General features: G+C 32.7%; 14 protein-coding genes. 7 read left to right on the top strand and 7 right to left on the bottom strand.

The genetic code is table 11. The features are described 5' to 3' along the window. Position 1 precedes the first annotated feature (1 nt). Both ACRHNM_RS09035 and ACRHNM_RS09030 read right to left on the bottom strand, forming a co-directional pair. Positions 2 to 2,479 carry a polysaccharide biosynthesis tyrosine autokinase gene (locus ACRHNM_RS09035; protein WP_431135796.1) on the bottom strand — a complete coding sequence of 826 codons (2,478 nt, stop codon included), beginning with the start codon at positions 2,477 to 2,479 and terminating at the stop codon, positions 2 to 4. Position 2,480: 1 nt separating this feature from the next. Then, a complete protein-coding gene (locus tag ACRHNM_RS09030; RefSeq protein WP_431135794.1) occupies positions 2,481 to 3,275 on the bottom strand; it encodes a polysaccharide biosynthesis/export family protein in 795 nt (264 codons plus the stop codon). A 103-nt stretch (positions 3,276 to 3,378) separates the two neighbouring features. Here ACRHNM_RS09030 and abc-f point away from each other — a divergent pair, with 103 nt between their 5' ends. The 7 genes from abc-f (at position 3,379) to ACRHNM_RS08995 (ending at position 12,001) form a co-directional block, all read left to right on the top strand. Continuing rightward, positions 3,379 to 5,247 (top strand): ribosomal protection-like ABC-F family protein, encoded by a 1,869-nt coding sequence (gene abc-f, locus ACRHNM_RS09025; RefSeq protein WP_431135792.1) that lies wholly within the window; start codon positions 3,379 to 3,381, stop codon positions 5,245 to 5,247. A 3-nt stretch (positions 5,248 to 5,250) separates the two neighbouring features. Beyond that, on the top strand, positions 5,251 to 6,021 hold the full coding sequence (locus ACRHNM_RS09020; protein WP_431135790.1) for an O-methyltransferase: 771 nt from the start codon (positions 5,251 to 5,253) through the stop codon (positions 6,019 to 6,021). A gap of 77 nt (positions 6,022 to 6,098) precedes the next feature. Further along, positions 6,099 to 6,782 (top strand): ABC transporter ATP-binding protein, encoded by a 684-nt coding sequence (locus ACRHNM_RS09015; protein ID WP_431135789.1) that lies wholly within the window; start codon positions 6,099 to 6,101, stop codon positions 6,780 to 6,782. Between the two features lie 104 nt (positions 6,783 to 6,886). Next, the gene (locus tag ACRHNM_RS09010) at positions 6,887 to 7,462 is read left to right on the top strand and encodes a cob(I)yrinic acid a,c-diamide adenosyltransferase (protein ID WP_431135787.1); all 576 of its coding nucleotides are present in this window, start codon (positions 6,887 to 6,889) and stop codon (positions 7,460 to 7,462) included. Positions 7,463 to 7,612: 150 nt separating this feature from the next. Beyond that, the gene (locus ACRHNM_RS09005; RefSeq protein ID WP_010177336.1) at positions 7,613 to 7,834 is read left to right on the top strand and encodes a DUF2795 domain-containing protein; all 222 of its coding nucleotides are present in this window, start codon (positions 7,613 to 7,615) and stop codon (positions 7,832 to 7,834) included. A gap of 228 nt (positions 7,835 to 8,062) precedes the next feature. Then, positions 8,063 to 11,416 carry a preprotein translocase subunit SecA gene (gene secA / locus ACRHNM_RS09000; protein WP_431135786.1) on the top strand — a complete coding sequence of 1,118 codons (3,354 nt, stop codon included), beginning with the start codon at positions 8,063 to 8,065 and terminating at the stop codon, positions 11,414 to 11,416. 177 nt (positions 11,417 to 11,593) lie between these two features. Beyond that, on the top strand, positions 11,594 to 12,001 hold the full coding sequence (locus ACRHNM_RS08995; RefSeq protein ID WP_431135784.1) for a hypothetical protein: 408 nt from the start codon (positions 11,594 to 11,596) through the stop codon (positions 11,999 to 12,001). A 13-nt stretch (positions 12,002 to 12,014) separates the two neighbouring features. Here the strand turns inward: ACRHNM_RS08995 and ACRHNM_RS08990 are convergent, their stop codons facing one another. The 5 genes from ACRHNM_RS08990 to ACRHNM_RS08970 all read right to left on the bottom strand — a co-directional run bounded on the left by ACRHNM_RS08990 (position 12,015) and on the right by ACRHNM_RS08970 (position 18,051). Beyond that, positions 12,015 to 14,501, bottom strand: a complete 2,487-nt coding sequence (locus ACRHNM_RS08990) for a DUF7619 domain-containing protein (protein WP_431135782.1) — start codon at positions 14,499 to 14,501, stop codon at positions 12,015 to 12,017. A gap of 88 nt (positions 14,502 to 14,589) precedes the next feature. Continuing rightward, entirely contained in the window at positions 14,590 to 15,279 is a 690-nt protein-coding gene (locus tag ACRHNM_RS08985) for a peptidoglycan DD-metalloendopeptidase family protein (protein WP_431135781.1), read from the bottom strand. A gap of 94 nt (positions 15,280 to 15,373) precedes the next feature. Continuing rightward, on the bottom strand, positions 15,374 to 16,891 hold the full coding sequence (locus ACRHNM_RS08980; protein WP_431135779.1) for a hypothetical protein: 1,518 nt from the start codon (positions 16,889 to 16,891) through the stop codon (positions 15,374 to 15,376). Between the two features lie 40 nt (positions 16,892 to 16,931). Beyond that, a complete protein-coding gene (locus ACRHNM_RS08975; RefSeq protein WP_431135777.1) occupies positions 16,932 to 17,516 on the bottom strand; it encodes a hypothetical protein in 585 nt (194 codons plus the stop codon). Continuing rightward, complete coding sequence (locus tag ACRHNM_RS08970) at positions 17,500 to 18,051, bottom strand: RNA polymerase sigma factor (RefSeq protein WP_431135775.1); 552 nt, start codon at positions 18,049 to 18,051, stop codon at positions 17,500 to 17,502. Before ACRHNM_RS08970 ends, ACRHNM_RS08975 begins: the two co-directional genes overlap by 17 nt. Between the last annotated feature and the right edge of the window lie 160 nt (positions 18,052 to 18,211).

Here is an 18,211-nt window from a genome sequence, read left to right as displayed (position 1 = left end):
ATTATGAGCGGCTAAATAACTTTTTTATACGTTTCAAAATTGATTTTTTATCTTTCTCATGATAGGCATTTCCGTAAACTCCATAGCCATAACCATAGCCATAACCGTAACCATAACCATAGCCATAATTATGGTTGGTTTTATGTTTGTAAAAATTGAGAACAAAACTAATATTTTTTACTTCTCCGGTTTTATATTTAGCATTTATGAGAGACAACATCCCTTTTTTTGTATAATCTAATCGAATCATAAAAATAGTAGCATCTGCATATTGTGTTAATTCAAGCGCATCAGTTACTAATCCAAGAGGTGGTGTATCCAAAACAATCATGTCATAATCTTTTCTAAGATTCGCTATAAGCTCACGCATTTTATCAGACATTAATAGTTCTGAGGGATTTGGTGGCACAGGACCAGATGGTACAATATCTAAATTTTCAATATGAGTTGTGTATTTGACTTCATCAAATGTGTTTTCGTCTATAAGATAGTTCACGACTCCTAAATCATTTTCAATATTAAAATCTCCAAATATTTTAGGTTTACGTAAATCAAGACCCAATAGAATGGTTTTCTTTCCTGACAAAGCATAAACCGTTGCAATATTAATCGAACAAAATGTCTTTCCTTCTCCACTAACTGAAGAGGTAATCATTAGGGTTTTTCCTTCGTCTTTAACTTGTTGTTTTTTATAGATAAATTGTAAGCTAGATCGAATTGCTCTAAAGGATTCTGAAACTGCAGATTTTGGTTTTTCGAATACAACTAAGTTGTTTTTATAATTGTACTTTCCTATTAAACCTAAAATAGGGATTTTAGATAGCTGTTCAATTTCATCAGATCCATGAATGGTATTGTCGAGTAGAAAAACAACAAATATTAAAAACATTGGAATAAAAAAGCCCAACATTAATGCCATCATATAATTAAGTGACTTATTTGGACCTATTAATCCACCTCCAATATCTTTAGCTTCATCAATAATAGTAATATCTGAGATATTTGCGGCTTTTACAATTGCTGCTTCACTTCGTTTAGTCATATAAAGGTCATAAGATTCCTGACTAATATCCAGTTTTCGCTGTATTTTTAAATACTGTTGTTGATCTTCAGGCAAACCACTTAATTTTGCCTCTAAATTTGCTATGCTTCTATTTATGGTTGATAACTGAATGTTTATCGTTTTCTTAGTAGAGTTTATAATTTCTAATAGAACGTTTTTTTCTGAATCAATTTGCTTATCTATTTCTTTTATCAGACCAGAACTTTCTTTAGTTGTATATTCTAAATTTTGTCGCTCTGAAGCCATTGATATTATTTTAGATACACTGCTCAGTATATTATTTTCGTCAATACCAACACTGGTTGGCGCTGCTATTTGTGTATAATCTGTTTTTGTTCTGAGGTACGTTTCTAAATTATCTAAATAGTTTAATTTTAATATTTCTTTTTCTTTAGTTAAGTCATACACTCTTAATTGATTTGAAATTTGTGAGATTTCTTCGGTGACGTTAAATATCTTATTCTGTTTTCTGAAATTATTCATTTCATCAGTTACATCTTTAAGATTAGAATTCACAACTGCAAGGCTACTATCAATAAACTTAATAGTATTAGTTGCATATAGGTTTTTATTTTCTAACTCAGATTCACTTAAAATTACCGATGTTGTGTTTAAATAATCAACAATTTTTGCTTTATTAGTTCCAGCCAACTCCAATTGTAAAACGGAAGGAGAAGACTTTGCAAACGGACCTATAATTATCCTGTTTTTGTAATTATTCACTATTCCATCAAAACCAGAAAATTTAATAAAAAATTCTGAACCAGCTTTTATACGTTCTGAAGGTTTAAATAAAAGGTGTCCGTTAAGAAATGGTAAGTCTATCAACTCCCCATTTTTATATGTTTTTGTAAATAGACCTGTTTGAACAGTAATTTTATGTGTTGATTTATCATCATATTTTTGAGCACTCTTATTAGACTCTTCAAACTCTGTAAACACCTCAAATTCATTATCATTTAAAAAACGTATTCCTACAGGATAACCCAGAACTTGCGGCTTAGACTTATCCTGTTTAAAATCAAAAGGTACTCGCTTATACACATCTTCTTTTCTATACTTACCTTCAACAAGGTATTGCATATATAACTGTAAAGAATCCACTACTTTTTCATTGTGACTTCTTGTTTTTATAGATGTCATTACTTTACCAACTTTGCCCGAAACACCTCCCCAATTAAAAGATATACTTGTATTAGCTGTAAAAAATGGGTTTTGATCATTCTCTACTGAAATTAAAGAATCTAATTTATAGACATTTTGTTTTCTTACATTTATCAGATACCCTATTAGAAGTGCTGTACCAATACACAATAACACAAATTTCCAAAGATTCAAAACTTTAAATAAGTAACCTCTAAAGTCAAAACTTACACGACCTGTTTCTTCAGTATCTAAATAATCTTGATTTGACATACTAAGTTCTATTAATTATCAAAATGGTAGTCGTAAGGATACCTAAAATAGATATTATAGCACCTAATGTCTCTCTACCTGTTGTACCTGTTCCCCATGTTTTTTGTTTCAATGGCTTGACATAAATGAGGTCATTTGGCTGTATGAAATAATAGGGAGATTTCATAACATTAACATCTGTTAAATCTAAAGTATGTATTTTTTGCCCTTGTGGATATTGTCTTATAATCTGTACTTCCCTTCTGTTACCTGTTACGGGTATTTCTCCTGCATTTGCAATAGCTTCAAAAATATTAATGCGTTCAAGAAACAACGTAATCGTACCTGGTTTTCCTACCTCTCCATTAACAGTAAATCGTAAGCCTGCCAATTTAACGGTCACAAAAATATTAGCAGTTTCTTTAAATTGGTCCTCTAACAGCTTTTCCTTTATTAATTCTTCAATAGCTTCAGTTGTGTATCCTAAAACATTAATTTTTCCAAGTTCTGGAATCCGAATATTTCCATGAAGATCAACCATAAACCCATCAAAATAGGCTTTTTCTGTACTTGAAGCATTTAAACTACCTTCACCTACTGGATTAAAAATAGTCACATTGTCTTGATCTAAAACCTTAATACGAATGTTTAAAATATCATTAATCTGAATCCTGTAAGGTTTTTGCTGCTCAACCATGACTTGTGTTGAGTCTGAAGGTGTATCTTTTTCCTGAAGATATATAATATCTTTATGTGGTATACATGATGTTGACAAGACACAAAGTAACAATCCTGTAAGCAATAATAGTCTGTTCATTTTAAATTTGCTTGTTGCTTGACAAATATAACTTATCACTATTAATATCAAAACTATTAACAGTATTTTTGAGTAATATCGCTTTCTTTGTAAAAAAATTGTTTTGAATTATATAACTGTTGAAAATATATCGAAATCTTATGGCGAATTAGAACTTTTTTCTAATCTCTCATTTAGTATTCATAAAGATGATAAAATAGCTTTTGTTGCCAAAAACGGAAGCGGAAAAACGTCCATATTAAATATTCTTTCTGGTGACGATAGTCCAGATAGCGGACAAGTAGTAATGCGAAATGGATTGCGTGTTTCATTTCTATCACAGTCTCCTCATTTTGAGGATAGTCTTACTATTAATGATACTATTTTTAATTCAGATTCTCCTCAACTGAAAATTATTGAAAATTATGAAAAAGCGCTGTTAAATCCCGAAGACACTGAAACTTATCAAAAAGCTTTTGAGCAAATGGAAATTCATAACGCTTGGGAGTTTGAACTTCAATTCAAACAAATACTGTCACAACTTAAGCTGGATGATCTCAATCAAAAGATAAATACAATGTCTGGCGGACAAATAAAACGTCTTGCCTTAGCCCAAGCATTAATAAGCAATCCCGATGTACTTGTTTTAGATGAACCTACCAATCATCTCGATTTAGAAATGATAGAATGGCTGGAACAATACTTTGCAAAATCTCAGTTTACTTTATTTATGGTTACTCACGATCGCTATTTTTTAGAACGTGTTTGTAATGAAATCATTGAACTTGATCACGGAAAATTATATACATATAAAGGAAACTACTCCTATTATCTTGAAAACAAAGAAGCACGAATTCAACTCGAGCAAGTTGAAACAGGAAAAGCGAAACAATTATTCAAAAAAGAATTAGAATGGATGCGATGCCAACCTAAAGCTCGAACCACCAAATCTAAATCAAGAATTGATGATTTTTCAGACATAAAGAAACGTGCGCATCAACGTAGAAAAGACCACAAAGTAGAACTTGAAATTAATATGGAACGCTTAGGCAGTAAGGTTGTAGAGTTTCATAAAGTTTCAAAATCATTTAAAGACAAAGTCATTCTTGACGGATTTGAATACGTATTCAAACGTGGTGAACGTATAGGCATCATTGGAAAAAACGGAACAGGAAAATCGACATTTCTTAATATGTTAACGCAAACCCTTCAACCTGATACTGGAAAAATCATTATTGGGGACACCGTGAAATTTGGTTATTATACTCAAGGCGGAATTGAAGTTAAACCAGACCAAAAGGTTATTGATGTTATTAAAGCATTTGGCGAGTATATTCCATTATCAAAAGGCAGACAAATTAGTGCTAAACAATTACTGGAACGTTTTCTTTTTGACGGTAAAAAACAACACGATTTTGTTGAAAAGCTGAGTGGTGGTGAACAAAAACGTCTCTATTTATGTACCGTATTAATTCAAAATCCTAACTTTTTAATTCTTGATGAACCTACTAATGATCTGGATATTGTTACACTCAACATTCTCGAAGAATTCTTATTAGATTTTCCTGGCTGTCTCCTTGTGGTATCTCACGACAGATACTTTATGGATAAGATTGTAGATCATCTTTTCGTATTTAAAGGCGATGGCGAAGTTCAGGATTTTCCGGGTAATTATTCTGATTATCGCGAATATGAATCCTCAAAGCCCTCTGAAATAAAGTCAGACGTTAAAGCGAATTCTGTTTCAGAACAAAAAGAAGACCAAAACAAAGCACAAAAGTTATCTTATAACGAGCAAAAAGAATATAAAAATCTTGAAAGCAAGATCCGCTCTCTAGAGTTAGATAAAAAAGCCATAGAAAAAAAATTCTTAGATGAAAGTCTTACTCAAGAAAAAATTAATGAGCTCTCACTTCAACTTCAAAACATAATAGATGACATTGAAGATAAAGAGATGCGCTGGTTTGAATTATCCGAAAAATTTGAATCTTAAATCATGTTTCAAATTATTGAATATATAAAATTTTTATTAAGATCTACCAATCAACATGGCGTGCATTCTCCTTTTGTCTATGATTTCGTGACTAAGTGCTTTTATGATGACACAAAATATGACGTTTACTCTAGCCTTTCAGAATACCGAAAATCGCTGCTTAACACTAAAAAGCAAATTGAAATTAGCGACTTTGGCGCAGGCTCTAGAGTTTTCAATTCTAATTTAAGAGCGATCAATGTAATGGCTAAAAATTCGGGCTCTACTCTAAAAAGAACGAAATTACTCTTTAGAATTGTTCAGTATTTCAAACCTCAACACACTTTAGAGTTAGGAACATCGTTAGGTATTGCTACTCAAGCTTTAGCCTTAGGTTATTCTGAAAACCACGTAACAACTATTGAAGGTTGTAAAAATATTTCTGACTTTACAACACAACAATTTAATCGCTTTAACATCAACAACATACATCTTATAAACAAAAAATTTGATAAAGCTCTTTCAGAGTTACAAAACAACAATTACGATCTTGTTTTCTTTGATGGCAATCACAATAGAGAAGCCACTTTAGAGTATTTTAACATGCTTATTGATAAAGCACATAATGATTCTATCTTTATTTTTGACGACATTTACTGGTCAAAAGAGATGGCTGAAGCCTGGCAAATTATAAAAACACATTCAAAAGTTACTGTAAGCATCGATACTTTTTTTTGGGGAATGATTTTTTTTAGAAAAGAACAAGCCAAAGAAAATTTCACAATCAGATTGTAACATAGGTTAGCGTATTGCGTCATATGAAGTGAAATCTGTATCTTGCAGAAGCATCAATTAAAAAAACCAACTTTGTAATGAGTAACGTCATTGAAATTAGAAACATTATCCGTGATTTTCAACTCGGTCAAGAAACTGTTCATGTTTTAAAAGGTATTGACTTAGATATTGAAATTGGTGATTATGTTGCCATCATGGGACCTTCAGGTTCTGGCAAATCAACATTAATGAATTTATTAGGATGCTTAGACACTCCAACTTCAGGATCATATATTCTTAACGGAAAAGATGTAAGTCAAATGAGCGATGATGAATTGGCCGACATAAGAAACACCGAAATTGGTTTCGTATTCCAGACCTTTAATTTATTACCTAGAACAACTGCATTAGATAACGTTGCCTTACCAATGGTTTATGCTGGAGCATCTAAATCTGAGCGTAATAAACGTGCTAGTGAGGTTTTAGTAGATGTTGGTCTTGCAGATCGAATGGACCACAAACCTAATCAACTTTCGGGTGGTCAACGTCAACGTGTGGCTGTTGGTCGCGCATTGGTCAACAAACCTTCTATTATTTTAGCAGATGAGCCTACAGGAAACTTAGATTCTAAAACAGGTTATGAAATAATGAATCTCTTCGATGACATCCATAAAGCCGGAAACACAGTCATTATGGTCACACATGAAGAAGATATTGCTGCTCACGCCAATCGTATCATTCGTTTAAGAGATGGTGTAATTGAAAGTGACACTCGAAATTAACGGTTAACGGTTTTAGTGGTTAGTTGTAAAAACATTCACTTTACGCACTTCATAAAACACATAAAACACTTGCCTTTTCTGTCATTACTCGTTAACTTGCATCTATGAAAATCTACACAAAAACAGGAGATAAAGGAACGACTGCCCTTTTTGGAGGCACACGTGTTCCTAAACATCATATCAGAATTGACAGTTACGGAACTGTTGATGAACTCAATTCTCATTTAGGACTTCTAAGAGATCAAGATATCAACCAGCATTACAAAGAAGTGCTGATGGATATTCAAGATAAATTATTTACGGTTGGAGCAATTTTAGCAACAGATCCTGATAAAGCAGTTTTAAAAAGTGGCAAAGAACGCTTAAATATTCCTAAGATATCAGAAACTCATATTTCTAAACTTGAACATGAAATGGATGCCATGAACGAAGCTTTGCCTCCCATGACGCACTTTGTTTTACCTGGAGGACATCAAACTGTGTCATTCTGTCACATAGCACGATGTGTATGCAGAAGAGCCGAACGATTAGCCAGTGAACTCAATGACATGGAACCCTTTCAACCAGAAAGTTTAAAGTACCTGAACCGACTTTCTGACTACCTTTTTGTGTTGGCACGAAAGTTGTCTTATGACTTACAAGCCGAAGAAATAAAATGGATTCCGCAAAAAGAATCTTAAAGTACCACTTTGCATTATAACGTATTAGTTCTACAAGGCTTAAACGATTGAAAATATAAGTTCTTTAAAATTTTTATTTAATTAATTCACTTTTTTCTTGACTTTCTGAACTATAATTTTATTTTTGCAGAAAATTAAAAAGCATAACAAATGTATTGGACATTAGAATTAGCATCTTATTTAAGTGATGCGCCTTGGCCAGCAACAAAAGACGAATTAATTGACTACGCTATTAGAACAGGAGCTCCTCTGGAAGTTGTTGAAAACCTACAGGCGATAGAAGATGAAGGCGACTCTTATGATTCCATCGAAGAAATCTGGTCAGATTATCCAACTGACGAAGATTATCTTTGGAACGAAGATGAATACTAAGTAATTTGAAATTCAAATTGCATTTAACGTAAAATAAAAGTTAAAAAGTCTCATTTAGAGACTTTTTTTGTGCCTTAATCTTTCAAAATAACTAACACAAATCATATCTTTGAGGTCTAACAATTTTGAAGATAAGAGGTTATCTATAAACATGTAATTAACGTCAACCTAATCTCATTTCAGGTTCTCATATGTTTTAAGATAATTTCATTAAATAAATAAACACTAATGAGTTTTTTAGATTCAGTATTAAAAGTATTTGTAGGAGATAAAGCCAAACAAGATGTTAAGGCACTTACTCCTATTGTAGAGCAAGTTAAAGCATTTGAAAGTGCACTTGAGCAATTATCACATGATGAATTAAGAGCTAAAACAGCAGAATTCAAAACAAAAATTACAGAAGCTCGTCAACCACTTCAAGACGAAATAGATCAGCTACTTATAGACGCTGAAAACACAGAAGATATTGACAAAAGAGAAGATATCTACGAATCAATTGATAAAATCAAAGACGACATCTACGAAGTGACCGAAGGTGTTTTAAACGACATTATGCCTGAAGCTTTCGCTGTTGTTAAAGAAACCGCTAAACGTTTTGTTAACAATACCGAAATCTCTGTACAAGCCAACGAATTTGATCGTTTGGTCTCTGGTGATAAAGATTATGTAGCCTTACAAGGTGATCAAGCTGTTTGGTCTAACTCTTGGGATGCAGCTGGCAAGCCTATTACTTGGGACATGATTCATTACGATGTTCAGCTTATTGGTGGAGCAGCAATGCATCAAGGTAAAATTGCAGAAATGCAAACCGGAGAAGGTAAAACACTGGTAGCAACACTTCCTGTATATCTAAATGCTTTGTCTGGTAGAGGTGTTCATCTGGTAACCGTAAATGATTACTTAGCAAAACGTGATAGCGCCTGGATGGCTCCTATTTTTGAGTTTCATGGTTTAAGTGTAGATTGTATTGATTACCATCAGCCAAATTCTGAAGCAAGACGTAAAGCCTATCGTGCAGATATTACTTACGGAACCAATAATGAATTCGGATTTGACTACCTGAGAGATAACATGGCACATTCGCCAGAGGATTTAGTGCAACGTCCACATCATTATGCCATCGTTGATGAGGTTGATTCAGTATTAATCGATGATGCACGTACACCTTTAATCATTTCTGGACCAATTCCGCAAGGTGATCGTCATGAGTTTACCGAACTAAAACCAAAGGTCGACGATATTGTTAGTATTCAAAGAAAAGAACTGGTTAGCGTTTTGGCTGAAGCTAAAAAGCTAATTGCTGAAGGAGATACCAAAGAAGGTGGCTTTCTGTTATTAAGAGCTTACAGAGGTATTCCTAAAAACAAAGCTTTAATTAAATTTTTAAGTGAAGAAGGTATCAAGCAATTGCTTCAGAAAACTGAAAACTTCTACATGCAAGATAATAACAGAGAAATGCCAAAAGTTGATGCAGAGCTCTACTACGTTATCGAAGAAAAAAACAACCAGGTAGAATTAACCGATAAAGGTGTTGAATATCTTTCTGGAAAAGACAATCCAGATTTCTTCGTCATGCCAGAAATCGGTATGGAAATCTCTAAAATTGAAGCAAAAGGACTTTCTAAAGAAGAAGAAGCTGCTGAAAAAGAAGAACTTTTCAGAGACTTCGGGATTAAATCTGAACGTATCCACACACTCAATCAATTACTGAAAGCGTATGCTTTATTCGAAAAGGATATTCAGTATGTGGTGATGGATAACAAAGTCATGATTGTCGATGAGCAAACAGGTCGTATTATGGATGGACGTCGATATAGTGACGGTTTACATCAAGCGATTGAAGCTAAAGAAAATGTAAAAATTGAAGATGCAACGCAAACCTTTGCAACAGTAACGCTTCAAAACTACTTCAGAATGTACCGCAAATTATCTGGTATGACAGGTACTGCTGTTACTGAAGCTGGAGAATTCTGGGAAATCTATAAATTAGATGTGGTCGAAATTCCAACCAACAGACCGATTGCTCGTGATGACAGACAAGATTTAGTATATAAAACTAAGCGTGAAAAATACAATGCTGTTGTTGATGAAGTGACTAAATTATCACAAGCTGGAAGACCAGTATTAATTGGTACAACTTCTGTAGACATTTCTGAGTTATTAGGAAAAATTCTGGCACAACGAAAAGTGCCTCATAATGTCTTAAATGCGAAACTCCATAAAAAGGAAGCAGATATTGTTGCTGAAGCTGGACAACCTGGTCAGGTAACCATTGCTACCAATATGGCTGGTCGTGGTACAGATATTAAACTATCTGAAGCTGTAAAAGAAGCTGGTGGTTTAGCCATTGTTGGTACAGAACGTCATGATTCTCGTCGTGTCGACAGACAATTACGTGGTCGTGCTGGACGTCAGGGAGATCCTGGAAGTTCACAATTTTATGTGTCCTTAGAAGATAATTTAATGCGTTTATTTGGTAGTGAACGAATTGCTAAAATGATGGATAAAATGGGATTGGAAGAAGGTGAAGTGATTCAGCATTCTATGATTTCAAAATCTATTGAACGTGCTCAGAAGAAAGTTGAGGAAAACCAATTTGGTGTTCGTAAACGTTTACTAGAATATGACGATGTGATGAATGCACAGCGTGAAGTGGTCTACAAACGTCGTCGTCACGCACTGCATGGAGAACGTCTTCGTGTGGATTTGGCAAATATGATTTATGACACTTCGGAAGGGATTGCTGAAACTAATAAAACTGCAGAAGATTTTAAAAACTTCGAATTTGAGTTAATTAGATACTTCTCTATGAGCTCTCCTATTTCTGAAGCTGAATTTGGCAAGCTTTCTGTACAGGATATTGCTGGAAAAGTTTACAAAGCTGCTTTTGAACACTACAGACAAAAGATGCAACGTAATGCAGAATTAGCATTTCCAGTGATTGAGAACGTATATTTAAATCAGCGTGATAAATACAAACGTATTGTGGTTCCTTTTACAGATGGCGTTAAAAATTTACAAGTGGTTACAGACCTAGAAAAAGCTTATGAAACCAAAGGAACGCAATTAATTAATGATTTTGAAAAGAACATTACGCTAGCCATTGTTGATGATGCGTGGAAAACACATTTACGTAAAATGGATGAGTTAAAGCAATCGGTTCAATTAGCAGTTCATGAACAAAAAGATCCATTATTAATCTATAAGTTTGAAGCGTTTGAATTGTTTAAAGAAATGATAGATCAGGTGAATAAAGATGTGATTTCATTTTTATTTAAAGGCGAATTACCAACTGAAACTCAAAATAACATTCAGGAAGCTAAAGCTCGTAAAGAAGAAAAACTACAAACACAAAAAGACGAAATTCCTAATATGGATGAACGTGCTGCACAAAGTAGAGCTGCAGGAAACACACAACGTCAGCCAGAAGTTGTAGAAACTATAGTACGTGACAAACCAAAAATTGGTCGTAATGATCGTGTGACCATTAAACATGTGATGAGTGGTGAAAACAAAACGGTCAAGTACAAACAGGCTGAACCTTTAATTGCCAAAGGCGAATGGGTTTTGATTGAGGACTAAGTCGCTAAGCGACGTTTGATTATCGAAATTTAATCGCAATGTCACACTGAGCGCAGTCGAAGTGTCTTACTTATAATGAATTATAATTCTATACAGAGAGATAAATCTCAAAAAATCCTGAACTTAAACGTTCAGGTTTTTTTATTACCTTGAAACCACTAACTAATCAAAATTATCATGAAAAATATTCTAGCAACCATTGTTGGTTTTATCGTTGCTTCTGTAACCGTTTATATTTTTGAAACCCTTATTGGGCATAACTTATTTCCACTTCCTGAAGGTGCAAAGCCTATGGATATGGAATGGATAAAAAACAATATGGATCAGATTCCAACAGGCTCAAAAATATTTGTCGTTATTGCCCACTTTGTTGGTGTTATTACAGGTATGTTCATTGCAGGACTGATTTCTAAAACGAGTATAATTCCAGCTTATATTGTAGGTGGATTGATGGTAGCTGCAACATTATTTAATATTTTTATGTTACCAAAAGAAGTATGGTTTACAATTGCTGATGGTGCTCTAGCTTTTATTGGATTCTTTATTGGAACTAGTTTAGCCAAAAAACAAACTTCCAAAATATAAACAATTATAGTGTTTAATTCTTTATGATTTTATCAGTAAGTTGTCCGCTTTCTGTTTTGACAGTTACAAAATAAACACCCTTGGAAAGGCTTTCTAAATCAATCGCTTTTTCGTTTTTATTCCCAATAACAGCAATCGCTTTTAGCACACGACCATTGATATCTGATACACTAATAGACTTCAGGTTTATCTCGCTTGAAATATGCAATACTTCGTTTACAGGATTGGGAAATAGTTTAACAGAGTTATTTAATACAAACCCTTCAATCGAAAGATTGTCTTCTGCAACAGTGGTTATGTAATCATTTGTAACAATAGGAAAGTTATAATCGAAATAAATTTCAGCTTCATTGCTAAAGGTATCGTCTAATACTAAAGTGTTCAGCGTTTTAATTTTAAACACAACAAAACCATCATTGTTAGCATCATCAAAAGGTAAATTGATATTTTCAAAGATAAATTCTACTTCATTCGTGTTTTGAATTCTAGCTATAAAGTTATGACTAGAATGCAATGGAATTAGTGTATGAATATCAAATTTACTTGTATCTATTTCATCTTTAACAACCACATTAATCGCATTGGCTGTTCCTGTATTTTCAAAACGAATCATGTAATGCACATAGTCTCCAATTAATTCTGGTGTAATGGTTTCGCCTTCTAAACAGGTTTTATCATTGGGATCAAAAGAATTGACAATAGTTTGATCTAATGTAAATGTATTATCATTAGGAGTTTCATCATTCACCACAGGGTTTATAGTTGTCTCAAAAACTAAGACATCATCAACATTTAAAGGAAAGTTTGGATCTGTTGGTGTGTTGAGGTTCATCGTAAAATCAATCTCTCTTACTTCGAATGGTTCTAAATCAATATAATTCCAACCTAAATGACCAACAGACACATCATCGGCTGTTGGGTTAGAGGATACATTGCTCATAAAATCATCATCAAAATCAAGACTAATTACACCTGACAATGTTGTATTCCCTTTATTTTTGTAGATTAGTTTATATGGAGTATCAAATCCAGGTCTAGCTTGTACAACAGGAAGAATAGTTATTTCAAGATCATTGTGTTCTCCATCTGGAACAATACAAAAATCTTGAGTAATTAGACTTGAATCTGTTGGAAAATTAACTGTTATAGACGAAGGGCTTACAGTGTAATATTCTAAATTTTCTAGTTGAGGAGTAATAGTATATGTACCATCTTGTAAAGGAATACTGTAATCTCCATTAGAATTAGCATAAAACAAATCAGCAGCAAACCCATTATCCACATTCAATTTAAAATAAGGATTTACAGAATCATTAGTATCACATCCTGTGTTATTCATATCATTTCTAATATTACCAGTAACCAAACCATACTCTCCTCCTGGAACAAATGAACAATATGAATTCACAACAACATTAAAATAGCCATAATCCTGTAATCGTTGATATACCTGATATTGATCTGAACAACCACTTTGCAAACCAATATCTATACAAATAAAACTCAAATTTGGATTATTATCAAATCCCAACCCTCCGAGAAAACAGGTCTCATTTTTGAGAAACATATGTATCAAATCATTATTATCTGCAACCAGAGTTTCTACCATGGTATTTTCTGAAATATCAATCGATGTCAAAGCATTATTTGAACAACTAAGCAGTCTTAAATTAGAATTATTACTAACATCAAGAGTTTCAATCATATTATCTTCACAACGTATCGAATCTAAAAAAGGACTATTGGTAATCAATGAAACTAACTGATTATTCGCACAATATAATTGCTCCAAGATCTGGTTATTACTTAAGTCTAAAGAAGTTAATAAATTACCATAACAGTTTATATCTGTAAGTAATGTATTATTTGAAAGGTTTAAATTTGTAATATTATTATTAAGACAATATAGCTCATACAAAAGTGTATTTTGGCTTAAATCTAAATCTGACAAATCATTATTAACACATTGTAAACTGAGTAAATTACTACAATTTGATAGATCTAAATTTGTAATGGGATTATTAGAAGTAATTAAAAACTCTAAGGCATTATTGGCAGGAAACGTTAAATTCTGAATTTGATTATTTGAACATTGAAAAACTTCTAAATTTATGTTTGCAGAAAGATCTATGGCTTGAATATTATTCTCGTTAACAGTCAACGTTCTTAGGTTGGTATTTGCACTAAAATCTAATGTAGTAAGATTATTTTCATCACAATTGAAACGTTCTAAATTTGTAAAAGCTTCAATTCCAGTTAAATCACTAATATTATCTCCAGGTATAAAAAGTACTTGAACTGCAAGAGCTTCGCTGACTTGTATTTCACCATCATCATTTGTATCGACATCTTCAGTAGGAACAGAGCCATTGATAAAGGTCACAACACAATTGGTATTAACTAATGTGTTTTTAAAATTAGCATCAGGTATATTAACAATTTGAGCTTGAATTAAGAAATTAGAAAATAATAAAAGTAAAAGTGTGTAGTAATGCTTCATAATTATAGTTTATACATTACAATAATAAGATAAATTTCTGTTTATCAGGCTATTTTAGTTGCATTGTGCTAGATAAATGAAAAGGGCATTATAATCTAAACATCAAATTTGGATCAGGACAATTATTACTATAAAACTCTAAATCCTGTTGTGAGCAAACACCAGGATAATCACCAACATAATTCTGCATGTCTTTTATAATCTGAAAATGTAAATGTGGTGGATAATCACCATTAACAGTAGCATCTCCTAAAGTCGCTATTTGATCTCCTTGTTTAACCTTCTCTCCTACTTTTAGATTTTCAATAGACCCTAAACTTAAATGCCCATATAAGGTGTAAAAGCAAACTCCTTTAATATTATGTTCAAGGATGATTGTCTGACCATAATCGCCAAAATTAGTATTGTTTTTAAAACTGTGCACTACACCATCTAAAGGAGTGTAAACGGGAGATTTAGCTGCAATCCACAAGTCTAAACCTAAGTGAATATTACGTTCGGTTTCAGGGTTTGAAGTCTTAAAATAGGTACTACGTTGGTAAATATTACGTGTTTCGAGATAACCACCAAAAGCGACTTTAGCTTTGTTTGAAATCTTGTGATTATGAATATACAATTCTAGCTTTTCAGAAGATGACACATCAACCCTTTCAAGTGATTTATTAGACACAGACAAATCTAAATGCACATAATCTGACTTAGACATTGAAGGCTCTAAAACATGAAGCGGTGGATTGCTTAAATTGGATAAAAATTGAGAAAACGCTTTGGGAGTCATGCGTATATTTTTTCTCAAAAGTACAATAAAGGAAGATTTTTTTGAGTATTAATTATGAGATTCCTCCTTTCGTCGGAATGACATAAGACAGCAATTAATTTCTTAAGATAACATCACTATACTTGGCATTTAAAACTATTGATTTTATCATAGTTTTACCATTAGGATAGTTTTCAATGGTTTTCTGGCTGGTCATCTCGTTGTTCAGTTTAGAACGATTACCTTTAAAGAAAACACTGTACTCATTTTTAGGCAATACGATTAATGCGTCACTATTCTCTAAAATAATATTCAAATTGGAAAAAGAATCAGCAATATTTGCAATGGTTAAATCTCCGAAACTTCCATCAATAATAGCATTACTTAGTAAGTTACTCAAAACAATATCAGACGAAACACTATTTAGCATCAAACTTTCAACGGTTTGTATGTGCGCATCTTCAACATATTTAAGGTTGAGCTCACCTAAACTCCAAGTGTTGATATTAATTGGAGAATAAGACACATTGATGGAAGTTTCGTTTCCATCAATGTGATTTGCTACAAATACACCATGAGATATATCTGCTTTTAAATTGTTTATTACAGAAGACATTTTCAATTCACCATGTCTTACATTCATATTCAATTTGGCTTTTTTTGGCATTTTAATTTTTATAGTCTTCTTAACGTTTTCACTTCCTAAGTGTAAGCTTCTAGCATGACTGTTTTTATGATTCATAAGTGCTTCTTGACGTTTTTCCATAGCTTTAGCTCTGGCTTCCATACTTTTTTCTTTTGCTTTCATACGTTTTTCCATTGCAATAGCGCGTTCTTCCATTTCTTTGCCATATTTTTCTCCCCAAGCTTCCATCTTTTCGGCCCATTTGTCATTAAATCTTAGTTCATATTCTTTTCCCCAAGCTTCCATTTTTTTCCCATAACCTTCACCAAAGCGTTCGCCCCATTTTTCTATCTCTTTTTCATAACTTGTAAAATCTACTTTAGCCATCTCTCTTCCCCAAGCTTTCATCTTTTCTTCGTATGCTTCTCCATATTTTTCTCCAAACTCTTTGCTCCATTTATTTAAGTAGGCTTCACCTTCTTTATCATATGCTTCAGTATCAAAACTTACGTTGGTTACCCCTTTTGGTAATTCTGGTATTTTAGGCATTTTTGGCAGCTTAACACGAGCCGTTTCAGGTAGTTCTGGAAGCTCAGGCATTTCAGGTAGTTCTGGCATTTCTGCAAGGTTGATGTGCAAATCCTGTAAATCTAAATTTAAGTCTTCTAAATTAAGATCTAAGACATGAAGATTGTTCCAAGAAGAGTAAGAACCTTCTGAACTAATTTTTACATAATCTCCCGATCCATCTACTTTAAGGTTCCAAACTTTAAGGGCTTCTTGCAATTCTTCTTTAGAGAGCTTTTCACCTTCAATATAGGCTTCAATTTCCAAAGTGTTCTTGTTCCATGTATCAATTTCTATTTGAACATAGCTTGTATTTAAATCAATAACGACGTCTTTAGTAACATCTATTTTCTTTGATAGTTTTGTTAATTTCTCTTGTGCTGAAACATAAATTGTAAAGCAGAAAAGCAATAGTATTAAGGTTATATATTTTGTTTTCATGGTGTTTGTTTTTGTTTTGAAATCCTATTTCAATAAAATCTTAAGTGTTTAATTTCACTTCATCAGAAGCATTTAAATCATGTAATTGTTCTTTTAAGCGATTCAATAAATTAAGACGCAATTTTAAATTATCAATCAAAGCACTAACGGTTAACTCATTTGGACCATTTTCAGTAAGTTCTACCGACAAACGTTTGTACTCTTGATTTAATTCGGCAAGTCTAATCACATAACCATCAAAAAGTTCTTTGTTTTCTGTGGTTTGTTTAATTTTAGACAATTCCAGATTTATATGAGCCAAATAATAATCTTCAACCTTTTTCAAATCTGGTGAAATGTCTCCAAGTGATTTAAGCTGATTTTCTTTAATTTTAGGTTCATTTTCTACAACTGTATTCTCTATAGATTTTGGTTGTTGCGAGAACTTATACGCTGTAAAAGCCAACCCGATTAACACAACTATACTTGCCGCTATTTTTAAAATACTGAAACGTTTTTTGATTGATGTATCTACAGGCAAAGCGTTGTCTAGCTTTTTAATAAAGCGTGCTTCATGACCTTCGCTCATTTTTAACTGCGAATCATTCTTTTCATTTTCAAATAATTGTCTAAGATCTCGTGCCATTTTTAATAGGTGTTAAAAGTGCTTTTAATTTTAATTTTCCTCTGGATAATTGAGTTCTAGATGCTATTTCTGTAATGTTTAAGATTTCAGAAATCTCCTGATGGTCGTAACCTTCCATTAAATACAACATGACAACATATTGATATTTATCAGGTAACCTTTCAATAGCATCTTTAACGTCATTTAGACTTATTGTATCATCTACTAACCATTCGTTGTCATAATTTGAATCGACTACTTTCAGGTGCACCTCCTCTAATTCTTGCAAATGTTGCTTCTTAGATTTTAAACAGTCAATACATGTATTAACAACGATACGTTTTAACCAAGCTCCAAAAGTCACTTCAGCTTTAAATTGATCTAATTTTGAAAACGCCTTTATAAAAGCTTCTTGTACGATATCTTCAGCTTCCATAGTATCTTTCATAAAGCGCATAGCAACAATATACATACCATCACAATACTGTTTGTACAACTGCAGTTGTGCAATGCGATTATTTTGCCTACATTTTTCAATAATATTAGATTCTAACATCTAAAATTGCTTTTGGTTTGGTTACATACCTCACAACTTGAAAAAGTTTTTTAGGTATTGGTTCACTTTAAAGACGACACAAAAAACAGAGTGTTGCAAAATTGGTTTACTTTTTTTTAAAATATAATAGATATCCTAAAAGTACGTTAAGTAATATTGG

The sequence above is a fragment of the Psychroserpens mesophilus genome, from assembly GCF_050617655.1.
Lineage (GTDB): Bacteria > Bacteroidota > Bacteroidia > Flavobacteriales > Flavobacteriaceae > Psychroserpens > Psychroserpens mesophilus_A.
This window is presented reverse-complemented; position numbering and strand designations above follow the sequence as displayed.

Excerpts from the sequence above, each read along its gene's own strand:
- ACRHNM_RS09035 (WP_431135796.1), bottom strand. The coding sequence starts at position 2,479 with ATGTCAAATCAAGATTATTTAGATACTGAAGAAACAGGTCGTGTAAGT.
- ACRHNM_RS09030 (WP_431135794.1), bottom strand. The coding sequence starts at position 3,275 with ATGAACAGACTATTATTGCTTACAGGATTGTTACTTTGTGTCTTGTCA.
- ACRHNM_RS09020 (WP_431135790.1), top strand. The coding sequence starts at position 5,251 with ATGTTTCAAATTATTGAATATATAAAATTTTTATTAAGATCTACCAAT.
- ACRHNM_RS09015 (WP_431135789.1), top strand. The coding sequence starts at position 6,099 with ATGAGTAACGTCATTGAAATTAGAAACATTATCCGTGATTTTCAACTC.
- ACRHNM_RS09010 (WP_431135787.1), top strand. The coding sequence starts at position 6,887 with ATGAAAATCTACACAAAAACAGGAGATAAAGGAACGACTGCCCTTTTT.
- ACRHNM_RS09005 (WP_010177336.1), top strand. The coding sequence starts at position 7,613 with ATGTATTGGACATTAGAATTAGCATCTTATTTAAGTGATGCGCCTTGG.
- secA (WP_431135786.1), top strand. The coding sequence starts at position 8,063 with ATGAGTTTTTTAGATTCAGTATTAAAAGTATTTGTAGGAGATAAAGCC.
- ACRHNM_RS08995 (WP_431135784.1), top strand. The coding sequence starts at position 11,594 with ATGAAAAATATTCTAGCAACCATTGTTGGTTTTATCGTTGCTTCTGTA.
- ACRHNM_RS08990 (WP_431135782.1), bottom strand. The coding sequence starts at position 14,501 with ATGAAGCATTACTACACACTTTTACTTTTATTATTTTCTAATTTCTTA.
- ACRHNM_RS08985 (WP_431135781.1), bottom strand. The coding sequence starts at position 15,279 with ATGACTCCCAAAGCGTTTTCTCAATTTTTATCCAATTTAAGCAATCCA.
- ACRHNM_RS08980 (WP_431135779.1), bottom strand. The coding sequence starts at position 16,891 with ATGAAAACAAAATATATAACCTTAATACTATTGCTTTTCTGCTTTACA.
- ACRHNM_RS08975 (WP_431135777.1), bottom strand. The coding sequence starts at position 17,516 with ATGGCACGAGATCTTAGACAATTATTTGAAAATGAAAAGAATGATTCG.
- ACRHNM_RS08970 (WP_431135775.1), bottom strand. The coding sequence starts at position 18,051 with ATGTTAGAATCTAATATTATTGAAAAATGTAGGCAAAATAATCGCATT.